Consider the following 16,451-nt stretch of genomic DNA (forward strand, 5'->3'; position numbering starts at 1 on the left):
AGTCATGAAAATCAACCACCGGTTACTGCGCTTCATCGCTCGAATCCTTCCCCTGGCTGTACTGACCTTCTTCATCTCTCCCAACGCTCATGGTGCCTGCGATCTCGCCGCCACCATCGCCAACGAGATACAGGTCTGTGACAGCGGCAACAGCGGCCCCTTGAACAAACCTGGCGGTAATAACACGCTGATATTCCCGGCAGGAGGTACGGGTTCGATTAACGGCAGCGTCACCTATGGGCCAGGGAGCGACAGGGTCGAGATGAATTCCGGCAACATCACCGGCAGCGTCAATCAGGGCGCGGGGCCGGATCAGTTTCGTATCACGGCAGGAAACATCACGGGCGATGTCAATCAAGGTACCGACCGTGATGATTTCTTCATGAGTGGCGGCACCCTGCGCTCGCTGACTCAAGGCGATGGCCTGGACACCTTTCTCATGACCGGCGGCACGATCAGTAACGCCTTCGAGGATGGTGATCAGGCCAGAATGACCGGCGGCACCATAGGCCGCGTAGACATGAAACTGGATGACAATACCTTCGATATGTCGGGCGGGGCCATCGTCAACAATCTGGTCACAGGCTTTGGCCGCGATACGATCATTCTGTCAGACGGCAGTATTGGCGGGATCGTCAGTGTCAGTGGTGGCAACGACAGGGTTACCGTCAGTGGCGGCGAGATTCGCGGCGGGATTCGCACCAGCTTCGGCAATGACACCTTCACCTGGCTCAATGGCGGCTACATACGCGGCAGTGTGCTGATGGAGAACGATAATGACACGGCGACACTGAGCAATCTGAATGAAACCTACCTGGGACCCAACCCGCTGCTCAATGGTGGTCCGGGCACGGATCTACTGGCCTTTGATGCAACAACCTCAGCAAATCCCGCACGCTATACCAACTGGGAAACGGTCAATCTGAACAATGGTTCACGGCTGGATCTGGCAGGCATTTTCACGCTGGGGGATAGCACCAGCGAAACGGGAGTCATGAATGTCGACGCCAGCAGTACCCTGACATCCGTATCGGGCAGCATTTCGCCTTTTACCAGCGCTCGCTTGGTCACACTCAACAACGCCGGCACTCTGGACATGAGCACCGGTAGCAGCAGTGCGACTGACACACTGACGGTCAATGGCAATTACGTTGGCAATAACGGGCAGCTAAGGCTGCAATCGGTGCTGGGCGAAGACAGCTCGCCCAGCGACAAACTGGTGGTATCCCGGGGATCGATCAGCGGCAGCACTCAGATTACAGTCGACAATCAAGGAGGAGTCGGTGCATTGACCCTGCAAAACGGGATCGAAGTGGTCGAGGCCGCCAATGGCGCGACCAGCGATAACTCAGCCTTTTCACTGAAAAACTCATTGTCTGTCGGCGCCTATCAGTACTACCTGTTCAAGGGTGGAGCCACTGCCGGCTCGGAGAACAGCTGGTTTCTGCGCTCATCGGTGATTTCCGTACCTGAGGCACTCGTCACTGCGCCAGTCGAGCCTGCTCCTGAACCGACACCAACGCCAACGCCAACGCCAACTCCTGTGCCACCCGAAGCTCCAGCGCCCACACCGCCAACCTTTCAACCGGCGGCTATCCAGCCCGTTCCCGCACCTGGCACCCCGCCGCTTCCCGCTCCTGTACGTGGTGCTGCGCCTGTTCCCTTGTATCGCCTGGAGGTTCCGAATTACGCAGTGGTGCCTCCAGCCGCTGCAAAACTGGCGCTGTCATCCCTGGGGACCTTCCATGAGCGTCAAGGCGACCAGAACCTGCTGAACGAGACCGGTGCCTTTGCTGCCGGCTGGGCGCGTATATTTGGCAACGACTTCCAGCAGGACTGGTCAGGCACGGTAGCTCCTGGCCTTGATGCATCGCTCAAGGGCTATCAGGTCGGCCATGACCTGTTGGCCCTGCAAACCAGCAGCGGGCGTACCCAGCGAACCGGTCTATTCGTTGCCCACACGCAACTGGACGGCCACGTCAAAGGCTTTGCCGAGGGTTTCGAGGGCCGCCGTACTGGCAAGCTGAAAATCCAGGGTGACAGCCTCGGCATCTACTGGACCCTGATCGACCCGCAAGGCTGGTATCTGGATACCGTGGCGATGGGTACTCGACTGGATGGCAACAGCCGTTCAGACCGGGGGATTCGTATCGACACTGACGGCCATGTCCTGAGCCTCTCCGTCGAGGCGGGTTACCCCATTGCGCTGGCGCCACACTGGGTTATCGAACCTCAGGCACAAGTGATCCATCAACGTATCGACCTCGATAGCCAGAACGATGGAATCTCACACGTCGCGTTCGACTCACAGCCCTACACCACCGCACGCCTGGGTGGACGGCTTGAAGGCCGCTATCAAGTGCGGGGAGTTCCGGTCGAGCCGTTTTTACAAGGTAACCTGTGGCAAAACTTTGATGGTGCGGACACACTGACCTTCGATCACAACGACCGGATCAAGACGGAACACAAATCGACGACGGCTGACCTGGGCGTTGGGCTGACAACCCGATTATCCCGTGAGATCAGCCTCTACCTGAGCGCCGATTACAGCAGCAATCTGGATGACAATGACCTGGATGGGTTGCGGGGAAATCTGGGGGTCAGAGTGAGCTGGTAGGTTGCTGTCGCGGCCAAGGCCCCTCCCACGCAGATGTGGGAGGGGCCTTGGCCGCGACGGTTCACTATTCCTCGACCTTAGGCTTGAGAATCAGCACCGCCAAAGGCGGCAGACTCAATGAAACAGAAGCAGGCATCCCGTGGCTCGGGCTGTCTTCGGTATGCACCCCGCCGCCATTACCCAGATTCGAGCCTGCATACGTTTCAGCATCACTGTTGAGCAGTTCGACCCAGGTCCCGGTGAATGGCACGCCAACACGATAGTTTTCACGGGGCACCGGGGTCAGGTTGGCGACCACCAGCAGCGGCTCACCCTCCTTGCTCCAGCGCAACCAGGCAAAAACGCTGTTGGCCGCATCGTCACCGATCAGCCACTGGAACCCCATCGGCTCGGCATCGCGCTCGTGCAGGGCCTTTTCCTGGCGATACAGGCGGTTGAGGTCCGATACCAGCTTTTTCACGCCGATATGATCAGCATATTGCAGCAGGTACCAGTCCAGTTGCTCGTCGTGGTTCCACTCGCGCCACTGGCCGAACTCACAGCCCATGAACAGCAGCTTCTTGCCCGGATGCGTCCACATGAAGGTCAGGTAAGCGCGCAGATTGGCGAATTTCTGCCAACGGTCACCCGGCATCTTGTCGATCAGCGAGTGCTTGCCATGCACCACTTCATCATGGGAAATCGGCAGGATAAAACGCTCGGACCAGGCGTACACCAGACCAAAGCTCAGTTCGTTATGGTGATGGGCGCGATGAATCGGGTCTTGCTGCATGTAATGCAACGAATCATGCATCCAGCCCATGTTCCATTTGTAGGAGAACCCCAGCCCGCCCTGCTGGGTATTCTGGGTGACGCCCGGCCAGGCCGTGGACTCCTCGGCAATCACCATGGTGCCCGGCGCTTCAATCGCGACCACATCGTTGAGGTGACGCAGGAAGTCGATGGCTTCGAGGTTTTCACGCCCGCCAAAACGGTTCGGTACCCATTCGCCAGCCTTGCGCGAGTAATCCCGATAAAGCATCGATGCCACAGCATCCACCCGCAGGCCGTCGATATGGAAGTGCTTGAGCCAGTGCAGCGCCGAGGCCAGCATGAAACCATGTACTTCGGTGCGGCCCAGGTTGTAGATCAGGGTGTCCCAATCCTGGTGGAAGCCTTCCTGCGGGTTGCCATATTCGTACAGCGCCGTGCCGTCGAACTGGGCCAGGCCATGGGTATCGGTTGGAAAATGCGCGGGCACCCAGTCCAGGATCACGCCGATCTCGGCCTGATGGCAGGCGTTGACGAAGAACGCAAAGTCCTCGGGCGAGCCATAACGTGCCGTGGGAGCAAATTGCGCCAGCAATTGATAACCCCAGGAGCCGCCAAATGGATGCTCCATGATCGGCATCAGTTCGATATGGGTGAAGCCCAGTTCCTTGACGTAAGGGATCAGCCGGTCAGCCAGTTCACGCCAGTTGTATTGCCGCCACTGCGTCCCGTCTTCGTTCTGCTCCATCTGCCAGGAACCGGCATGCAGCTCGTAGATCGACAGCGGCGCCGTCTGGGCATGCCGGGCGCCGCGCGATTGCAGCCAGTCATGGTCCTGCCAGTCGAACTGCAACGGCTGGGCGACCTTTGAGGCGGTATCGGGTGGCAAGGTGGTTGCCAGCGCCACCGGGTCACATTTCAAGGGCAGGATGCCCTGGCTGCCCAGGATTTCGTATTTGTAGATCTCGCCTGCCTGCAAGCGAGGCACGAATACTTCCCAGACACCCGAGGGATGCCGCAGGCGCATCGGATGACGACGCCCGTCCCAGTTATTGAAACTGCCCACCACCGAGACCCGGCGAGCATTCGGAGCCCAGACCGCAAACCGCACGCCATCGATACCTGAGACATTGGTGAGCTGTGCGCCCAGGCAACTGCTCAGGTCGCGATGATTGCCTTCTGCAAAGAGATACAGATCCATCTCGCCCAGCAGCGGACCGAAGCTGTAGGGATCTTCGGTTACCTGTTCGCCACCGGCCCAGTTGATCTTCAACAGATAAGGCTGTGCCTGCTCGAAATGCCCCACGAAAAAACCTGGCACTTCACTCATCTGCAACTCGCCCAGATCCCGTCCGTCGTTCTGGGCAAGCACACGAACACTCAATGCACCCGGCAGGTACGCACGGATGAACTGCCCGTGGGCGCCATCGTCATGTGGCCCGAGAATGGAAAAGGGATCTCTGTGCTCCGCACGGATCAAAGCATCCATATCGACAGCAGCAGGCATTGGTTGGCGGCCCGTACCGATCTTGTCAGGCAAATTCATTTGGTTTCTCCATCAGACAGTTCCAGCAACCCACGCAAGCCTTGCAAAGGTACGGCCAACCAACTCGGACGATTCTCGGCTTCGTAGATCACTTCATAAGCGGCTTTTTCCAGGGTGAACAGCTCCAGCGCAGCGCTCTCTCCGTTCTCGTCTTTCCAGGCATGAGCCAGGCCGAGTGTTGCCTTGCGATAACCCTCCAGAAACGCCTCGCGGGCCTGAGCGAGGTAGGTTTCGGCTACATGACGGCGGGCCACGCCGGCCTCGGCCGAGGTGTCGACACTCTGAGCACTGCGCACGGCCATTGCGGCAGCGTAGTCGAAAGATCGCAAAACGCCGCTGACATCCTTGAACGGGCTGTGTTTGGCACGTCGCTCGGGCAAGCTGCGGGCAGGCTCGCCCTCGAAATCGATCAGATAGGCGTCGCCCTTGACCACCAATACCTGACCCAAATGCAGGTCGCCGTGGACCCGCATGCGTAAACCGCCCACCGAGCGTCTGGCCAGGTCTTGCACATGGTTCTGAATGGCTTGGCGACTGGCACTCAGGTCATCGACCAGTTGCCGGTCTTCCGGCCCCAGATCGTCCTTGCGCTGATCGAGCAATTGCAGGGCACGCTCAAGCTGTGCGCCGATGCTTTTCGCCGACGCCTGACTGTCATCGATACTGGTGACTTGCACCGCAAAGTCCGGATTATCGGTCGGTGCTGCCAGAACCTGGTGCATTTCTCCGAGTCGTTGCCCCAGATAAAGAGAAAAATCCGCCAGTTCCAGCAGCGCGTTGTAATGCTGCTCCTGCTCGGACACGCCATGTGCCAGCGCATCGCGCACTGCCCGCTCAAGGTTGTTTTGCGTCCACTCCCAGGCATCGCCCTGATTGCTCAAGTAGCCTTGGGCAATCATCAATAGATGCGGCTGCCCGTCATTGCCAACCCTCGTCACGGCCCCCAGCAAGGGCGAAATGTTCCGGTAACCGGCATTGGTCAGATAAGCCCCCATCTCCAGTTCCGGGTGAGTACCGGCACTGACCTTGCGGATCAGCTTGAGCACCAGGCTGCTGCCCACCACAACAGAGCTGTTGGACTGCTCGGCGGAGAGATAGCGCACCTCAGACTCGTCACTCAGCCCCAAGGGCGCCAGTTCCGACGTGTGCTCGAAACGCAATTCGCCGTCGTTGCAGGTCAGTACGGTCTGATCCTGCATGCCTTGAATCACTGCCCGAATAAAGGTTTCCAGAGTAAAGGCATCGGTAATCAGCCCCACCTGCCGACCGCGCCGCACGCGGGCAAGCGCCAGTTGCTGGGGCAAGGCGCTGCTGATGTCATCTTCGGCCAACAGCCCGAAAGGCAATTGATAACGCTCTGGCTGACCACCGGCAGTGACCTCGATTTCACTGAGCAGGACCGGATGCGCCGGGTCGCCGAAGCGAACGGCATAGGCGATGTTGACCTGTTCAATGGCCTTGTCCTTGCCCGCAAACCAGCGACGCTTGGGCAGATAGACCGCCAGGGAAGTGTTTTCCATCGTGCTGCGCAACGGCTCGTCGAGCAATTCCTCAAGACGCTTCTTGAGTACCAGCGTGGGAAAGTCCGGCATGCTTTGCGCAGGTTCCACGTGCCAACTGGGCATTTGATTCTCCGGGGCGAGAAGAAACCAGTAAAAACCATAAGGTGGCAGCGTCAGCAGATAACTCAGTTGCCCGATCGGCGGGAAGGCACTGCCGCCGAGCATTTCCACCGGGACAGTGCCCGCATGGGCCGACAGCTCCAGTTCGGCCGCCTGGGCCGCACTGGAAACGTTGGCTACGCACAAAATGATTTCGTTGTGTCCATCTGACCCTGTGTATTCGCGAATGTAAGCCAGGATGCGACGATTGGACGGTGACAGCATTTTCAGCGTGCCGCGCCCGAATGCCTTCTGCTGCTTGCGCACCGCCAGCATTCGACGATTCCAGTTCAGTAATGAATGAGGATCTTTTTCCTGGCTTTCGACGTTGACCGACTGGTAGCCGTACAGCGGGTCCATGATCGGTGGCAACACCAGACTGGCCGGGTCGGCACGGGAGAAACCGCCATTGCGGTCGATGGACCACTGCATCGGCGTACGAACGCCATCGCGGTCCCCCAGATAGATGTTGTCGCCCATGCCGATTTCATCACCGTAGTACAGCGTCGGAGTACCGGGCATGGACAGCAGCATGCTGTTGAGCAGTTCGACCCGACGCCGGTCACGCTCCACCAACGGAGCCAGACGTCGGCGGATGCCCAGATTGATGCGGGCGCGCTTGTCGGCTGCGTAGTAATTCCACAGGTAGTCCCGTTCACGGTCGGTGACCATTTCCAGGGTCAGTTCATCGTGATTGCGCAGAAAGATTGCCCACTGGCAGTTGGCCGGAATTTCCGGTGTCTGGCGCAGAATGTCAGTGATCGGGAAGCGGTCTTCCTGGGCCAGCGCCATATACATGCGCGGCATCAGAGGGAAGTGAAACGCCATGTGGCATTCATCGCCATTGGGGCCATGGGTATCACCGAAATACAGTTGCGTATCTTCCGGCCATTGATTGGCCTCGGCCAGCAGCATGCGATCAGGATAGTGGGCGTCGATCTCGGCACGGATGCGCTTGAGTACCTGATGAGTCTCGGGCAGGTTCTCGTTGTTGGTGCCATCCCGCTCGATCAGGTAAGGAATCGCATCCAGACGCAAGCCATCGACACCCAGGTCCAGCCAGAAGCGCATGACTTCCAGTACCGCGTCCATCACGTAGGGATTGTCGAAATTCAGATCCGGTTGATGGGAGTAGAAGCGGTGCCAGAAGTACTGGCCGGCCACCGGGTCCCAGGTCCAGTTGGACTTTTCCGTGTCCAGAAAGATGATGCGCGTGCCCTCATACTTCTGATCGGTATCGGACCAAACATAAAAATCCCGGGCCTTGGAACCGGGCTTGGCATGCCGCGCCTTCTGAAACCAGGGATGCTGGTCCGAGGTGTGGTTGATGACCAGTTCGCTGATGACCCGCAAGCCGCGTTTGTGGGCCTGGGCAATGAACCTTCTGGCATCGGCCATGGTGCCGTAGTCGCTGTGTACATCACGGTATTCGGAAATGTCGTAGCCATCATCACGCCGGGGCGAGGGATAGAACGGCAGCACCCAGATGGTGTTGACGCCCAGTTCGGCGATGTAATCGAGCTTGTCGATCAGGCCGGCAAAGTCACCGATACCATCATTGTTGGAATCGAAGAACGACTTGACGTGAACCTGATAGATCACGGCGTCCTTGTACCAGAGCGGATCATTGATGAATGTGGCGTTAGTAGCTTTCTTCTTCGCCATTACGGGCTCCTGCCTCTTCAATTCGCGGCCTGGATACGCCAGATACCAAATGGCTGATACGAAGGGTCGATCCGCATCCACTGAATCTTGCCGTACCAGGTCCATCGATGCCCGGTCATCAGGTCCTCGCCCGAAGTTGCAGCATCGTCGGGCAGGCCCATGTCCCACAGCGGCAACTCGAAGTGCGCTTCCTGGGCATTGAACGGATCCAGGCTGACAGCCACCAGAATGAAGTTACTGCCATCGTCCGAGCGCTTGCCGAAATACAGAATGTTGTCGTTCCAGGCCGCATACAGCTTCAAACCCAGATGACTATGCAATGCAGGGTTCTGCCTGCGAATACGGTTGAGCTGGGCGATCTCGGCAATGATATTGCCCGGTGCCGTGAAGTCCCTGACCCGGATCTCATACTTCTCGGAATCCAGATACTCCTCCTTGCCGGGGATCGGTGCCGACTCGCACAGCTCAAACCCCGAATACATGCCCCACAGGCCCGACCCCATGGTCGCCAGTGCGGCCCGGATCAGAAAGCCCGCGCGCCCCGACTCATGCAGGAAATGCGGGTTGATATCCGGCGTATTGACAAAGAAATTGGGACGGTAGCAATTGCGCAACGGTGGCTGGTTGAGCTGGGTCAGGTACTCGGACAACTCGGCCTTGGTGTTGCGCCAGGTGAAATAGGTATAGCTCTGTGAATAGCCGACCTTGCCCAGACGCGCCATCATCGCGGGTTTGGTAAAGGCTTCGGCCAGAAACATCACATCAGGGTGCTGGCTGCGAATGTCACCGATCATCCACTGCCAGAACGGCAGCGGCTTGGTGTGCGGGTTATCGACCCGGAAGATCTTGACACCCTCCTCGACCCACCCCAGCACGATATCCCGCAACTCCAGCCACAGGCCGGGAATCGCATCGGCCGCATAGAAGTCGACGTTGACGATGTCCTGATATTTCTTCGGCGGGTTCTCTGCATAACGGATGGTCCCGTCCGGCCGCCAGGAAAACCAGCCCGGATGCTGCTTGAGCCAAGGGTGATCCTGAGAGCACTGAATGGCGAAATCCAGAGCGATCTCCAGGCCGTGCTCCGCAGCCGCTGCAACCAGATTGCGAAAATCCTCGCGGGTGCCCAGTTGCGGATGAATAGCCTCATGACCACCGTCTTCACTGCCGATGGCGTAAGGGCTACCGGGATCGTCCGGGCCTGCGGTCAGCGAATTGTTCGGGCCTTTGCGATGGGCGCGGCCAATGGGGTGGATAGGCGGGAAATACAGCACGTCAAAGCCCATGTCCCGAATCATCGGCAGACGTGAGTGCACATCATTGAAGGTGCCGTGCCGCGCCGGATCATCGGTAATCGAGCGGGGAAACAATTCATACCAACTGGCGAACTGCGCCAACTGACGCTCCACATCCAGCGGGAACTCGATACTGCGACTCAGAAACGTCCGATTGTCCGCCTGGACCATCAAGGCCGCAGTTTCACTGTGCAAGAGCAAGGCAACCCGGCCTTCGGAATCCAGTTGCCCCAAGCGCTCCAGAACACTTTCGATCTGCTGACGCAACGCGCCCTGGCTTCGCTCGGCCGCATGAACGAGATGAATACGCCCTTCTTCCAGCTCCAGCTCGATGGGCACACCGGCACCGTACTTTTTCTCCAGTTCGTAACGATAACTGGCGTACTGATCGATCCAGGCCTCCAGGCGAAATACGTAACGGTCAACGGACGTCGGCGTGAATTCGCCGATCCAGCTGTCATTTCCAAGGTCGTGCAGCAAAGCGTCCTGCCACTCCCCGTCACCGTCCACCCGCCAACAGACCCGCACTGCCAGCTTGTCATGCCCATCGGCAAACACCTTGCTGGTCACCGTGACCTTCTGCCCGACGATGCCCTTGGCAGCAAACAACCCGCCATCGATCACCGGCATGGTGTCTTCGATCACGATGCGCGGTAATTGCAGGGCTTGGGTCAGGGACAATGGACGGGTTGGGTGTGGAACATCAGAGGCCAGAGAATCCGGGCCGTATGGCTGATCAGCAGTCACATTCATCGAGCATCACTCCTCACGCCCCTGGGACGCTCCTGTGCAGATCCATGCAGAAAAAGGTTTTGTATCGATGCGGTGCGGACAGACAAAGACAATCCTGATTCGCCTGAATATCTGTCACATGTTTTTCCGATGCCGCCTGTACAGGCAAAGTTCAAAAAGTTTGAGAACGAGCCTCAGCGTAGACGAATCTGTTCGCTCAGGACTGCGCCATGCAACAGCAGGAAATGCCTGAATGGGCATGCGGACCAAAACCCGGACGACCGTTCGTCGGCTTTTTTAGGGGAGCATATAAAGATCCCAGAGTTGAACCACTGGAAAACTATTAGCCGAAAAATGTGAGTACTTTCTCAAATCAGATATTTTCGATGGTGAGCATAAGCCTGTCGATAACACCTACGGAAAACTCTTACAACAATCAAAGACCTTAAGTAACCATCAGCAAAAACACCGAAGTTTCTTAAAGAAACGTAAGACGCTTCCACAACAGAAAAATCAATCAAACCTGGCATATGCAAACCATATTGACTCGAACATATTAAACAAATAAAAACAGATCCCTCAGCACAATCCCACGCACGAACACCCTACCCTGCAAGGCTCTACAGGCAACTACAACTCATAAAAATTCTTTGCACCGGGTTTACACCCTCTATAAATCTATAAAAAGGCCAACCATGCAGCTCAAGATATTTAATTACGAACTTTTATTTTTTGAAAACATAAACCCGAGCGTTGAAAAAGAAAAAACATCAGAGCCACTATGGAGTGTATTGAAAGAACTGAAAGAAGCTCATGAAGCTTCAGAACCTGTAATAGATGAGCTGACTATTCATTCCACATTGTTATCCTGGCAAAACAAAATCGTCTGAATTCCAGAACGCGCTCGGCGGTCAAACATCACGAACCCCACTTATCTGGTATCGAGGTGAAGCTCAATGAACATTCCAATCCCGGCCGAAACGCCGGACCCGAATATCGATAAACCCACCCTGCCCGTGCCACCGCCAGCCGAAGAGCCGCCACCGACCCTGCCGCCGGTGATCCAGCCGCCTGCAGGCGACCCTCCGACTCAGGAGCCTCCGGTCATTCTGGTGGATGACTTGCCGCAGTGACCGGAATCGGGAGGATGTGAGCGGTTGCGGCCGGCTCGCATTTCTCCTTCGTCGAACCCTGACCCGAGTCAATGTGCCGGGCAGAAATGTTTGAGAGTTTTGACGCACACCTCAAGGAGTTGTGCCATGACACTGGAATTCGATAGCGCTCACCAATCCTGCTCCGTGACCTTTCACGATACGATTTTGCGCAGCCTCGTGGCTGATGTGATCATCACGACCAACGATGCGACCCATATGTCCGAGGCGCTGATAGATGGACAGCACGTACCGATAACCGAGGCGGATGCCGATGCGCTGACAGTGCAAGGTGCGCAGGACAAGCGGCATCACACGGTTAGAGAGTAGGAGCGAATTCATTCGCGAGAGGGTATTTCAAACGACATTACTCTGTCGGGCGTACTGACTCTTCGCGAATGCATTCTCTCCTACCGGCTTTATCTGATCTGCTTTTTCAGCATGAACCTGCATCTGTTCTGAAAACAGTCTCGCCTTTATAGTCCGGCTACCTCATTAGCGGTGATGCCATGAAGCGTTACGAGAAGTATGCCGACGATGTAGCCGAGTTGATTCGCAGTGGCGTGCTGGGACCGGACCAGCGGGTGCCTTCGGTTCGTTATGCGAGCCAGACCCACGGTATCAGCCCTTCGACCGTGTTCCAGGCGTATTACCTGCTGGAGCGTCGCGGGCTGATTCGGGCGCGTGCGCGTTCCGGGTATTTCGTAAACGGCATTGTCGACAAGCCACCCAGACCGTTCAGCGAGCCGCAGGCCAGCACTCAGGTCTATGAATCCACTGAAGTGGATGTCAGTGAGCTGGTGTTTTCAGTGCTGGATTCGATCAAGGACCCCAATACGGTGCCCTTTGGCTCGGCCTTTCCCAGCCCGGTATTGTTCCCGTTGCCGCGTCTTTCCCGCTCTCTGGCCAGTGCCTCTCGCGAGATGGACCCGCGCATGGTGGTCACCGATATGTCGCCGGGCAATCCGCAACTGCGTCGTCAGATCGCCTTGCGCTACATGGTCAATGGCCTGGTGTTACCCATGGAGGAGCTGCTGATTACCAATGGCGCGCTGGAAGCTCTGAACCTGTGTCTACAGGCCGTCACCGAGCCTGGCGATCTTGTGGCCATCGAAGCCCCCGCCTTTTACGCCTGCCTTCAAGTGCTGGAGCGTCTGAAACTCAAGGCCGTGGAGATCCCGACTCACCCGCGTGACGGTATCGACCTGGGCATATTGAAGCAGGCTTTGGAGCGACATCCAATCAAGGTCTGCTGGTGCATGACCACTTTCCAGAACCCGACCGGTGCGCAGGTCCCGGAGGCGCGCAAACGTGAACTGGTGGAACTGCTGCGCGAGCATCAGGTGCCATTGATCGAGGATGATGTATATGCCGAGCTGTACTACGGCCCTCAGGCCCCGAAACCGGCCAAGGCCTTTGATACCGAGGGGCTGGTCATGCACTGCGGCTCGTTTTCCAAAAGCCTTGCGCCGGGTTATCGGATCGGCTGGGTTGCGGCAGGACGTTATGCGCAGAAGATCGAACGCTTGAAACTGATGACCTCTCTTTGCGCCTCGATGCCTGCTCAAGCCGCCATTGCTGACTATCTGCAGCACGGCGGTTATGACCGACACCTGCGCAAGCTGCGCTACGCACTGGAAGATCAGCAGCGGGCCATGCTGAGTGCCATCGGTCGACACTTCCCGGCGCAGACCAGAGTCAGCCAGCCGGTAGGCGGTTACTTTTTGTGGGTGGAACTGCCAGAACAGCTCGACTCGCTGAAAGTCTTCCAGGTGGCGCTAGCTCAGGGGATCAGTATTGCGCCGGGGCCGATCTTTTCGCCGACCCGACGCTTTGGTAACTGCATTCGCCTGAACTACGGCAGCCCCTGGACCACAACCTCCGAGAAGGCCATGGAAACCCTGGGGCGGATCATTCGTTCGTTGCTGGACAATCGAGCGTCAGCGACCACCAGCAACATCGATGAAGGTGCCGGTCACGTATGAAGCATGGTCCGACAGCAGCCAGACAATGGTCTCGGCAACTTCTTCGGCTTTACCGCCCCGGTACATGGGGATGTTCCCTTCAAGCTTGCTGACCCGAAACGGATCGCCGCTCAGGGCATGAAAGTCGGTGAAGATGAAGCCCGGTCTTACAGCATTGACCCGAATGCCCTCACCCGCGACTTCCAGGGACAGTCCTGTGGTGAAGGTATCCAGTGCTCCCTTGGAAGCCGCATAGTCGATATATTCGCCCGGCGCTCCCAGGCGCGCGGCAGCCGAGGTCACATTGACGATACTGCCGCCGTTGCCGCCATGACGCGGCGACATGCGCAGCAAAGCGTGTTTGCTGCACAGCATCGGGCCGACCACATTGGTCATCATGATCTTGAGCATACGGAACTCTGACATATCGTCCAGCCGCGAGGTATGGGCAATGGTTCCGGCGTTATTGACCAGATGGGTAATGGGTCCCAACTCCGAATCGATACGCGCGTAGAGGCGAATGATCTCGTCCTCGTTACTGACATCGGCCTGTACCGTGATGGCCTGCGCACCCAACTCCCGGATCTTGCCGCATATTTTCTCGGCAGAGGCATGGTCGGACAGGTAATTGATACAGATTCGATAACCTTGTGAAGCTGCCAGAAGCGCCGTGGCTGCACCGATCCCGCGGGAGCCGCCGGTAATGAGGAGGACTTTATCCATGAATGTCTCTCGTATGTTTTCAGGGGCCAAGGATCGCTATGGCGATCCGTTGCTCATACAGAGCCTAGCGGACCCACAGCGCCCGCATGCAGAATCGATCCTGCCAGCGTTTTGGCATGAACGCCATCCTGTATTTCAGCTATCACCCCACTTGCCCTTGGGAGTGTGCGGCCCTCGACCGAAAGGATATGGCTCATGAATTGTTGCGCAGGCAGCGGATGCCCCAGCAGGAAACCCTGCAAGGCATTGCAGCCCAGATCGGTCAGGAAGTTTTGCTGAACACTGTTTTCAACGCCTTCGGCAACGATTCGCAAATCCAGGGCACGGCCCACGGCAACAATGGCCGAGACAATCGCGGCATCGTCCCGGTCGTGGTCGAGATCACGGACAAAACCACGGTCGATCTTGATTTCATTGGCAGGCAGGTGCTTGAGGTACATCAGGCTGGAGTAACCGGTGCCAAAGTCGTCAATCGAAATATCGACACCCATGGCCGAAAGCTTCTGCAATACCTCCATGGTGACCTCGGCATTGCTCATGGCGGTGGTTTCGGTGATCTCCAGGGTCAGGCAATTGGGCTCAAGCCGATGCCTGGACAAGGTATTGGCGACCGTCGTGACCAACCCGGCATGACAGAACTGCAAGGCCGAAAGGTTCACTGCAATACGCCAGTGGGTGTAACCCTGGGCATACCATTCGCTCATCTGACGGCAGGCTTCATCGAGCACCCACTCACCGATAGGAATAATCAGGCCGGTCTTTTCAGCCAGTTCAATGAACGTATCCGGCCCAAGCAGCCCCTGCTCCGGGTGATTCCAGCGCAGCAAGGCCTCGGCCCCTACAGGCAAGCCGCTGACGGCATCGAACTTGGGCTGGTAATACAAGCAGAAATGGGTGTTCTTGATGGCTGACCGCAACCCCTGCAAGAGCTGCATCTGGTTGCGGGCATTGGTGTTCATCGCGGATTCAAAGAAGCTGTAGCAGTTCTTTCCCGCAGCCTTTGCGTGATACATCGCTGCATCGGCATTCATCAGCAGCTCATGCTGAGTCTCGCCATTGCCCGGGTACATGCAGATGCCGATGCTGACCGAAACCTGCAGAGTGTGTTCGGCAATATCGAACGGCTGGGCAATCACGCCGACCTGGCGCGATGCAACGGCCAGGGCGTCATCGATATCCTGGGATTCCATCAACAGAACGAACTCATCGCCACCGATTCGCGCCAGGGTGTCATGCCGGTGCAGGTTTTCCCGCAGGCGCAACGCAACCTGACGCAACAACTGATCGCCGATATGGTGACCGAATGCATCGTTGACCGGCTTGAAACCGTCCAGGTCCATGAACATCAGCGCAAAACAGCCGCCATTATCGTTGACCTTCCTTATTGCTTGCTCGATGCGATCAGCCAGCAATACACGGTTCGGCAGACTGGTCAGACTGTCATGCAGAGCCTGATGGGTGAGTTCGCGGTTGGCTTCCAGCAGCGAATTGGCCAGAACAGCCGTCCGGGCCTCAAGGCGGGCGTCGAGAATCGAGGTCAGCAGCACGATGGTCAATACGGCCAGGCTGGTGACCAGTACCAGCTTGTCCAGACCATCGCTTTTCAACCCGTTACCCAGCGCGCCGCAGAAACTGCCTTCGGGAAAACTGGCTGCCGCCATGCCGGTATAGTGCATGCCCACAATGGCGATGCCCATGACCACCGCCGCTCCAGCCCGAACCAGAAACACATTGGAGGTCTGATGACGCAAGCGAAAGGCAATCCAGATGGCAACGGCCGAAGCCCCTACAGCGATAAGCAGGGACATGATGAACAGGAAAGGGTCGTACTCGATGCCTGGCTGCATGCGCATCGCTGCCATGCCGGTGTAATGCATGGTGCTGATGCCGCCACCCATGAACAAGGCGCCAAGCGCCAGGTGTGACAGAGGTAATTGCACCTGATTGACCAGCCATAAAGCGATGCCTGAAGACAGCATGGCAATCAGCAGTGACAGCAAGGTCAGAGGGATATCGAACCCGAGTTCGATGCGAAGCTTGAAAGCCAGCATCCCGATGAAGTGCATGGAGCAGATACCGATGCCCATGGCAAAGGCACCGCCACACATCCATATGTAAACGCCACGACCCTTGGCAGAAGCAATGCGGCCTGCCAGATCGAGCGCGGTATACGAAGCGAGAATCGCCACGAATATGGAAATGAAGACCAGTGAGGGCGTGTAATGACCAGTCAACATGGGCGCTCCTGTGACATGGATCGAGTTAACGCATCCATGCCAAACAGTTGCAGGAGAGTTTACGCAAAAACGGCAGAATGTCCCGTCAGACACGTAAAAAAATGGCTATT

General features: G+C 57.4%; 9 protein-coding genes and 1 pseudogene. 5 read left to right on the top strand and 5 right to left on the bottom strand.

From position 1 onward, the window contains the following. Nucleotides 1-4 precede the first annotated feature (4 nt). Complete coding sequence (locus tag ACODS3_RS14590; protein ID WP_489034921.1) at nucleotides 5-2,617, top strand: autotransporter family protein; 2,613 nt, start codon at nucleotides 5-7, stop codon at nucleotides 2,615-2,617. A 64-nt stretch (nucleotides 2,618-2,681) separates the two neighbouring features. On the opposite strand, the gene glgB is transcribed toward ACODS3_RS14590, so the two are convergent. From glgB to ACODS3_RS14605, 3 genes are read right to left on the bottom strand one after another with little or no spacing between them, the layout of a single operon-like run. Next, nucleotides 2,682-4,913 (bottom strand): 1,4-alpha-glucan branching protein GlgB, encoded by a 2,232-nt coding sequence (gene glgB, locus ACODS3_RS14595; protein WP_201017001.1) that lies wholly within the window; start codon nucleotides 4,911-4,913, stop codon nucleotides 2,682-2,684. Further along, nucleotides 4,910-8,239: a maltose alpha-D-glucosyltransferase gene (gene treS / locus ACODS3_RS14600; RefSeq protein ID WP_201017000.1), complete on the bottom strand. Its 3,330-nt coding sequence runs from the start codon at nucleotides 8,237-8,239 to the stop codon at nucleotides 4,910-4,912. The genes glgB and treS overlap by 4 nt, the downstream gene beginning before the upstream one ends. A gap of 17 nt (nucleotides 8,240-8,256) precedes the next feature. Then, a complete protein-coding gene (locus ACODS3_RS14605; RefSeq protein WP_201016999.1) occupies nucleotides 8,257-10,287 on the bottom strand; it encodes an alpha-1,4-glucan--maltose-1-phosphate maltosyltransferase in 2,031 nt (676 codons plus the stop codon). A gap of 674 nt (nucleotides 10,288-10,961) precedes the next feature. Here ACODS3_RS14605 and ACODS3_RS14610 point away from each other — a divergent pair. The 4 genes from ACODS3_RS14610 (at nucleotide 10,962) to mapR (ending at nucleotide 13,402) form a co-directional block, all read left to right on the top strand. Then, entirely contained in the window at nucleotides 10,962-11,156 is a 195-nt protein-coding gene (locus ACODS3_RS14610; RefSeq protein WP_201016998.1) for a hypothetical protein, read from the top strand. Nucleotides 11,157-11,222: 66 nt separating this feature from the next. After that, entirely contained in the window at nucleotides 11,223-11,399 is a 177-nt protein-coding gene (locus tag ACODS3_RS14615; RefSeq protein ID WP_489034924.1) for a hypothetical protein, read from the top strand. A 126-nt stretch (nucleotides 11,400-11,525) separates the two neighbouring features. Beyond that, entirely contained in the window at nucleotides 11,526-11,747 is a 222-nt protein-coding gene (locus ACODS3_RS14620) for a DUF3203 family protein (protein ID WP_201016997.1), read from the top strand. A gap of 179 nt (nucleotides 11,748-11,926) precedes the next feature. Further along, nucleotides 11,927-13,402 carry a GntR family transcriptional regulator MpaR gene (gene mapR / locus ACODS3_RS14625; RefSeq protein WP_489034926.1) on the top strand — a complete coding sequence of 492 codons (1,476 nt, stop codon included), beginning with the start codon at nucleotides 11,927-11,929 and terminating at the stop codon, nucleotides 13,400-13,402. Here the strand turns inward: mapR and ACODS3_RS14630 are convergent. Continuing rightward, nucleotides 13,358-14,104: an SDR family oxidoreductase gene (locus ACODS3_RS14630; protein WP_201000456.1), complete on the bottom strand. Its 747-nt coding sequence runs from the start codon at nucleotides 14,102-14,104 to the stop codon at nucleotides 13,358-13,360. The two genes, mapR and ACODS3_RS14630, sit on opposite strands and share 45 nt — an antisense overlap. Before the next feature lie 149 nt (nucleotides 14,105-14,253). Further along, nucleotides 14,254-16,341, bottom strand: a pseudogene (locus ACODS3_RS14635) (putative bifunctional diguanylate cyclase/phosphodiesterase); the annotation flags it as partial. Nucleotides 16,342-16,451: the final 110 nt, after the last annotated feature.

The organism is Pseudomonas sp. FG43 (assembly GCF_057809175.1).

Bases quoted from the DNA above. Each gene is read 5' to 3' on its own strand.
- ACODS3_RS14630 (WP_201000456.1), bottom strand. From the start codon at position 14,104: ATGGATAAAGTCCTCCTCATTACCGGCGGCTCCCGCGGGATCGGTGCA.
- ACODS3_RS14610 (WP_201016998.1), top strand. From the start codon at position 10,962: ATGCAGCTCAAGATATTTAATTACGAACTTTTATTTTTTGAAAACATA.
- glgB (WP_201017001.1), bottom strand. From the start codon at position 4,913: ATGAATTTGCCTGACAAGATCGGTACGGGCCGCCAACCAATGCCTGCT.
- ACODS3_RS14590 (WP_489034921.1), top strand. From the start codon at position 5: ATGAAAATCAACCACCGGTTACTGCGCTTCATCGCTCGAATCCTTCCC.
- mapR (WP_489034926.1), top strand. From the start codon at position 11,927: ATGAAGCGTTACGAGAAGTATGCCGACGATGTAGCCGAGTTGATTCGC.
- ACODS3_RS14620 (WP_201016997.1), top strand. From the start codon at position 11,526: ATGACACTGGAATTCGATAGCGCTCACCAATCCTGCTCCGTGACCTTT.
- ACODS3_RS14605 (WP_201016999.1), bottom strand. From the start codon at position 10,287: ATGAATGTGACTGCTGATCAGCCATACGGCCCGGATTCTCTGGCCTCT.
- ACODS3_RS14615 (WP_489034924.1), top strand. From the start codon at position 11,223: ATGAACATTCCAATCCCGGCCGAAACGCCGGACCCGAATATCGATAAA.
- treS (WP_201017000.1), bottom strand. From the start codon at position 8,239: ATGGCGAAGAAGAAAGCTACTAACGCCACATTCATCAATGATCCGCTC.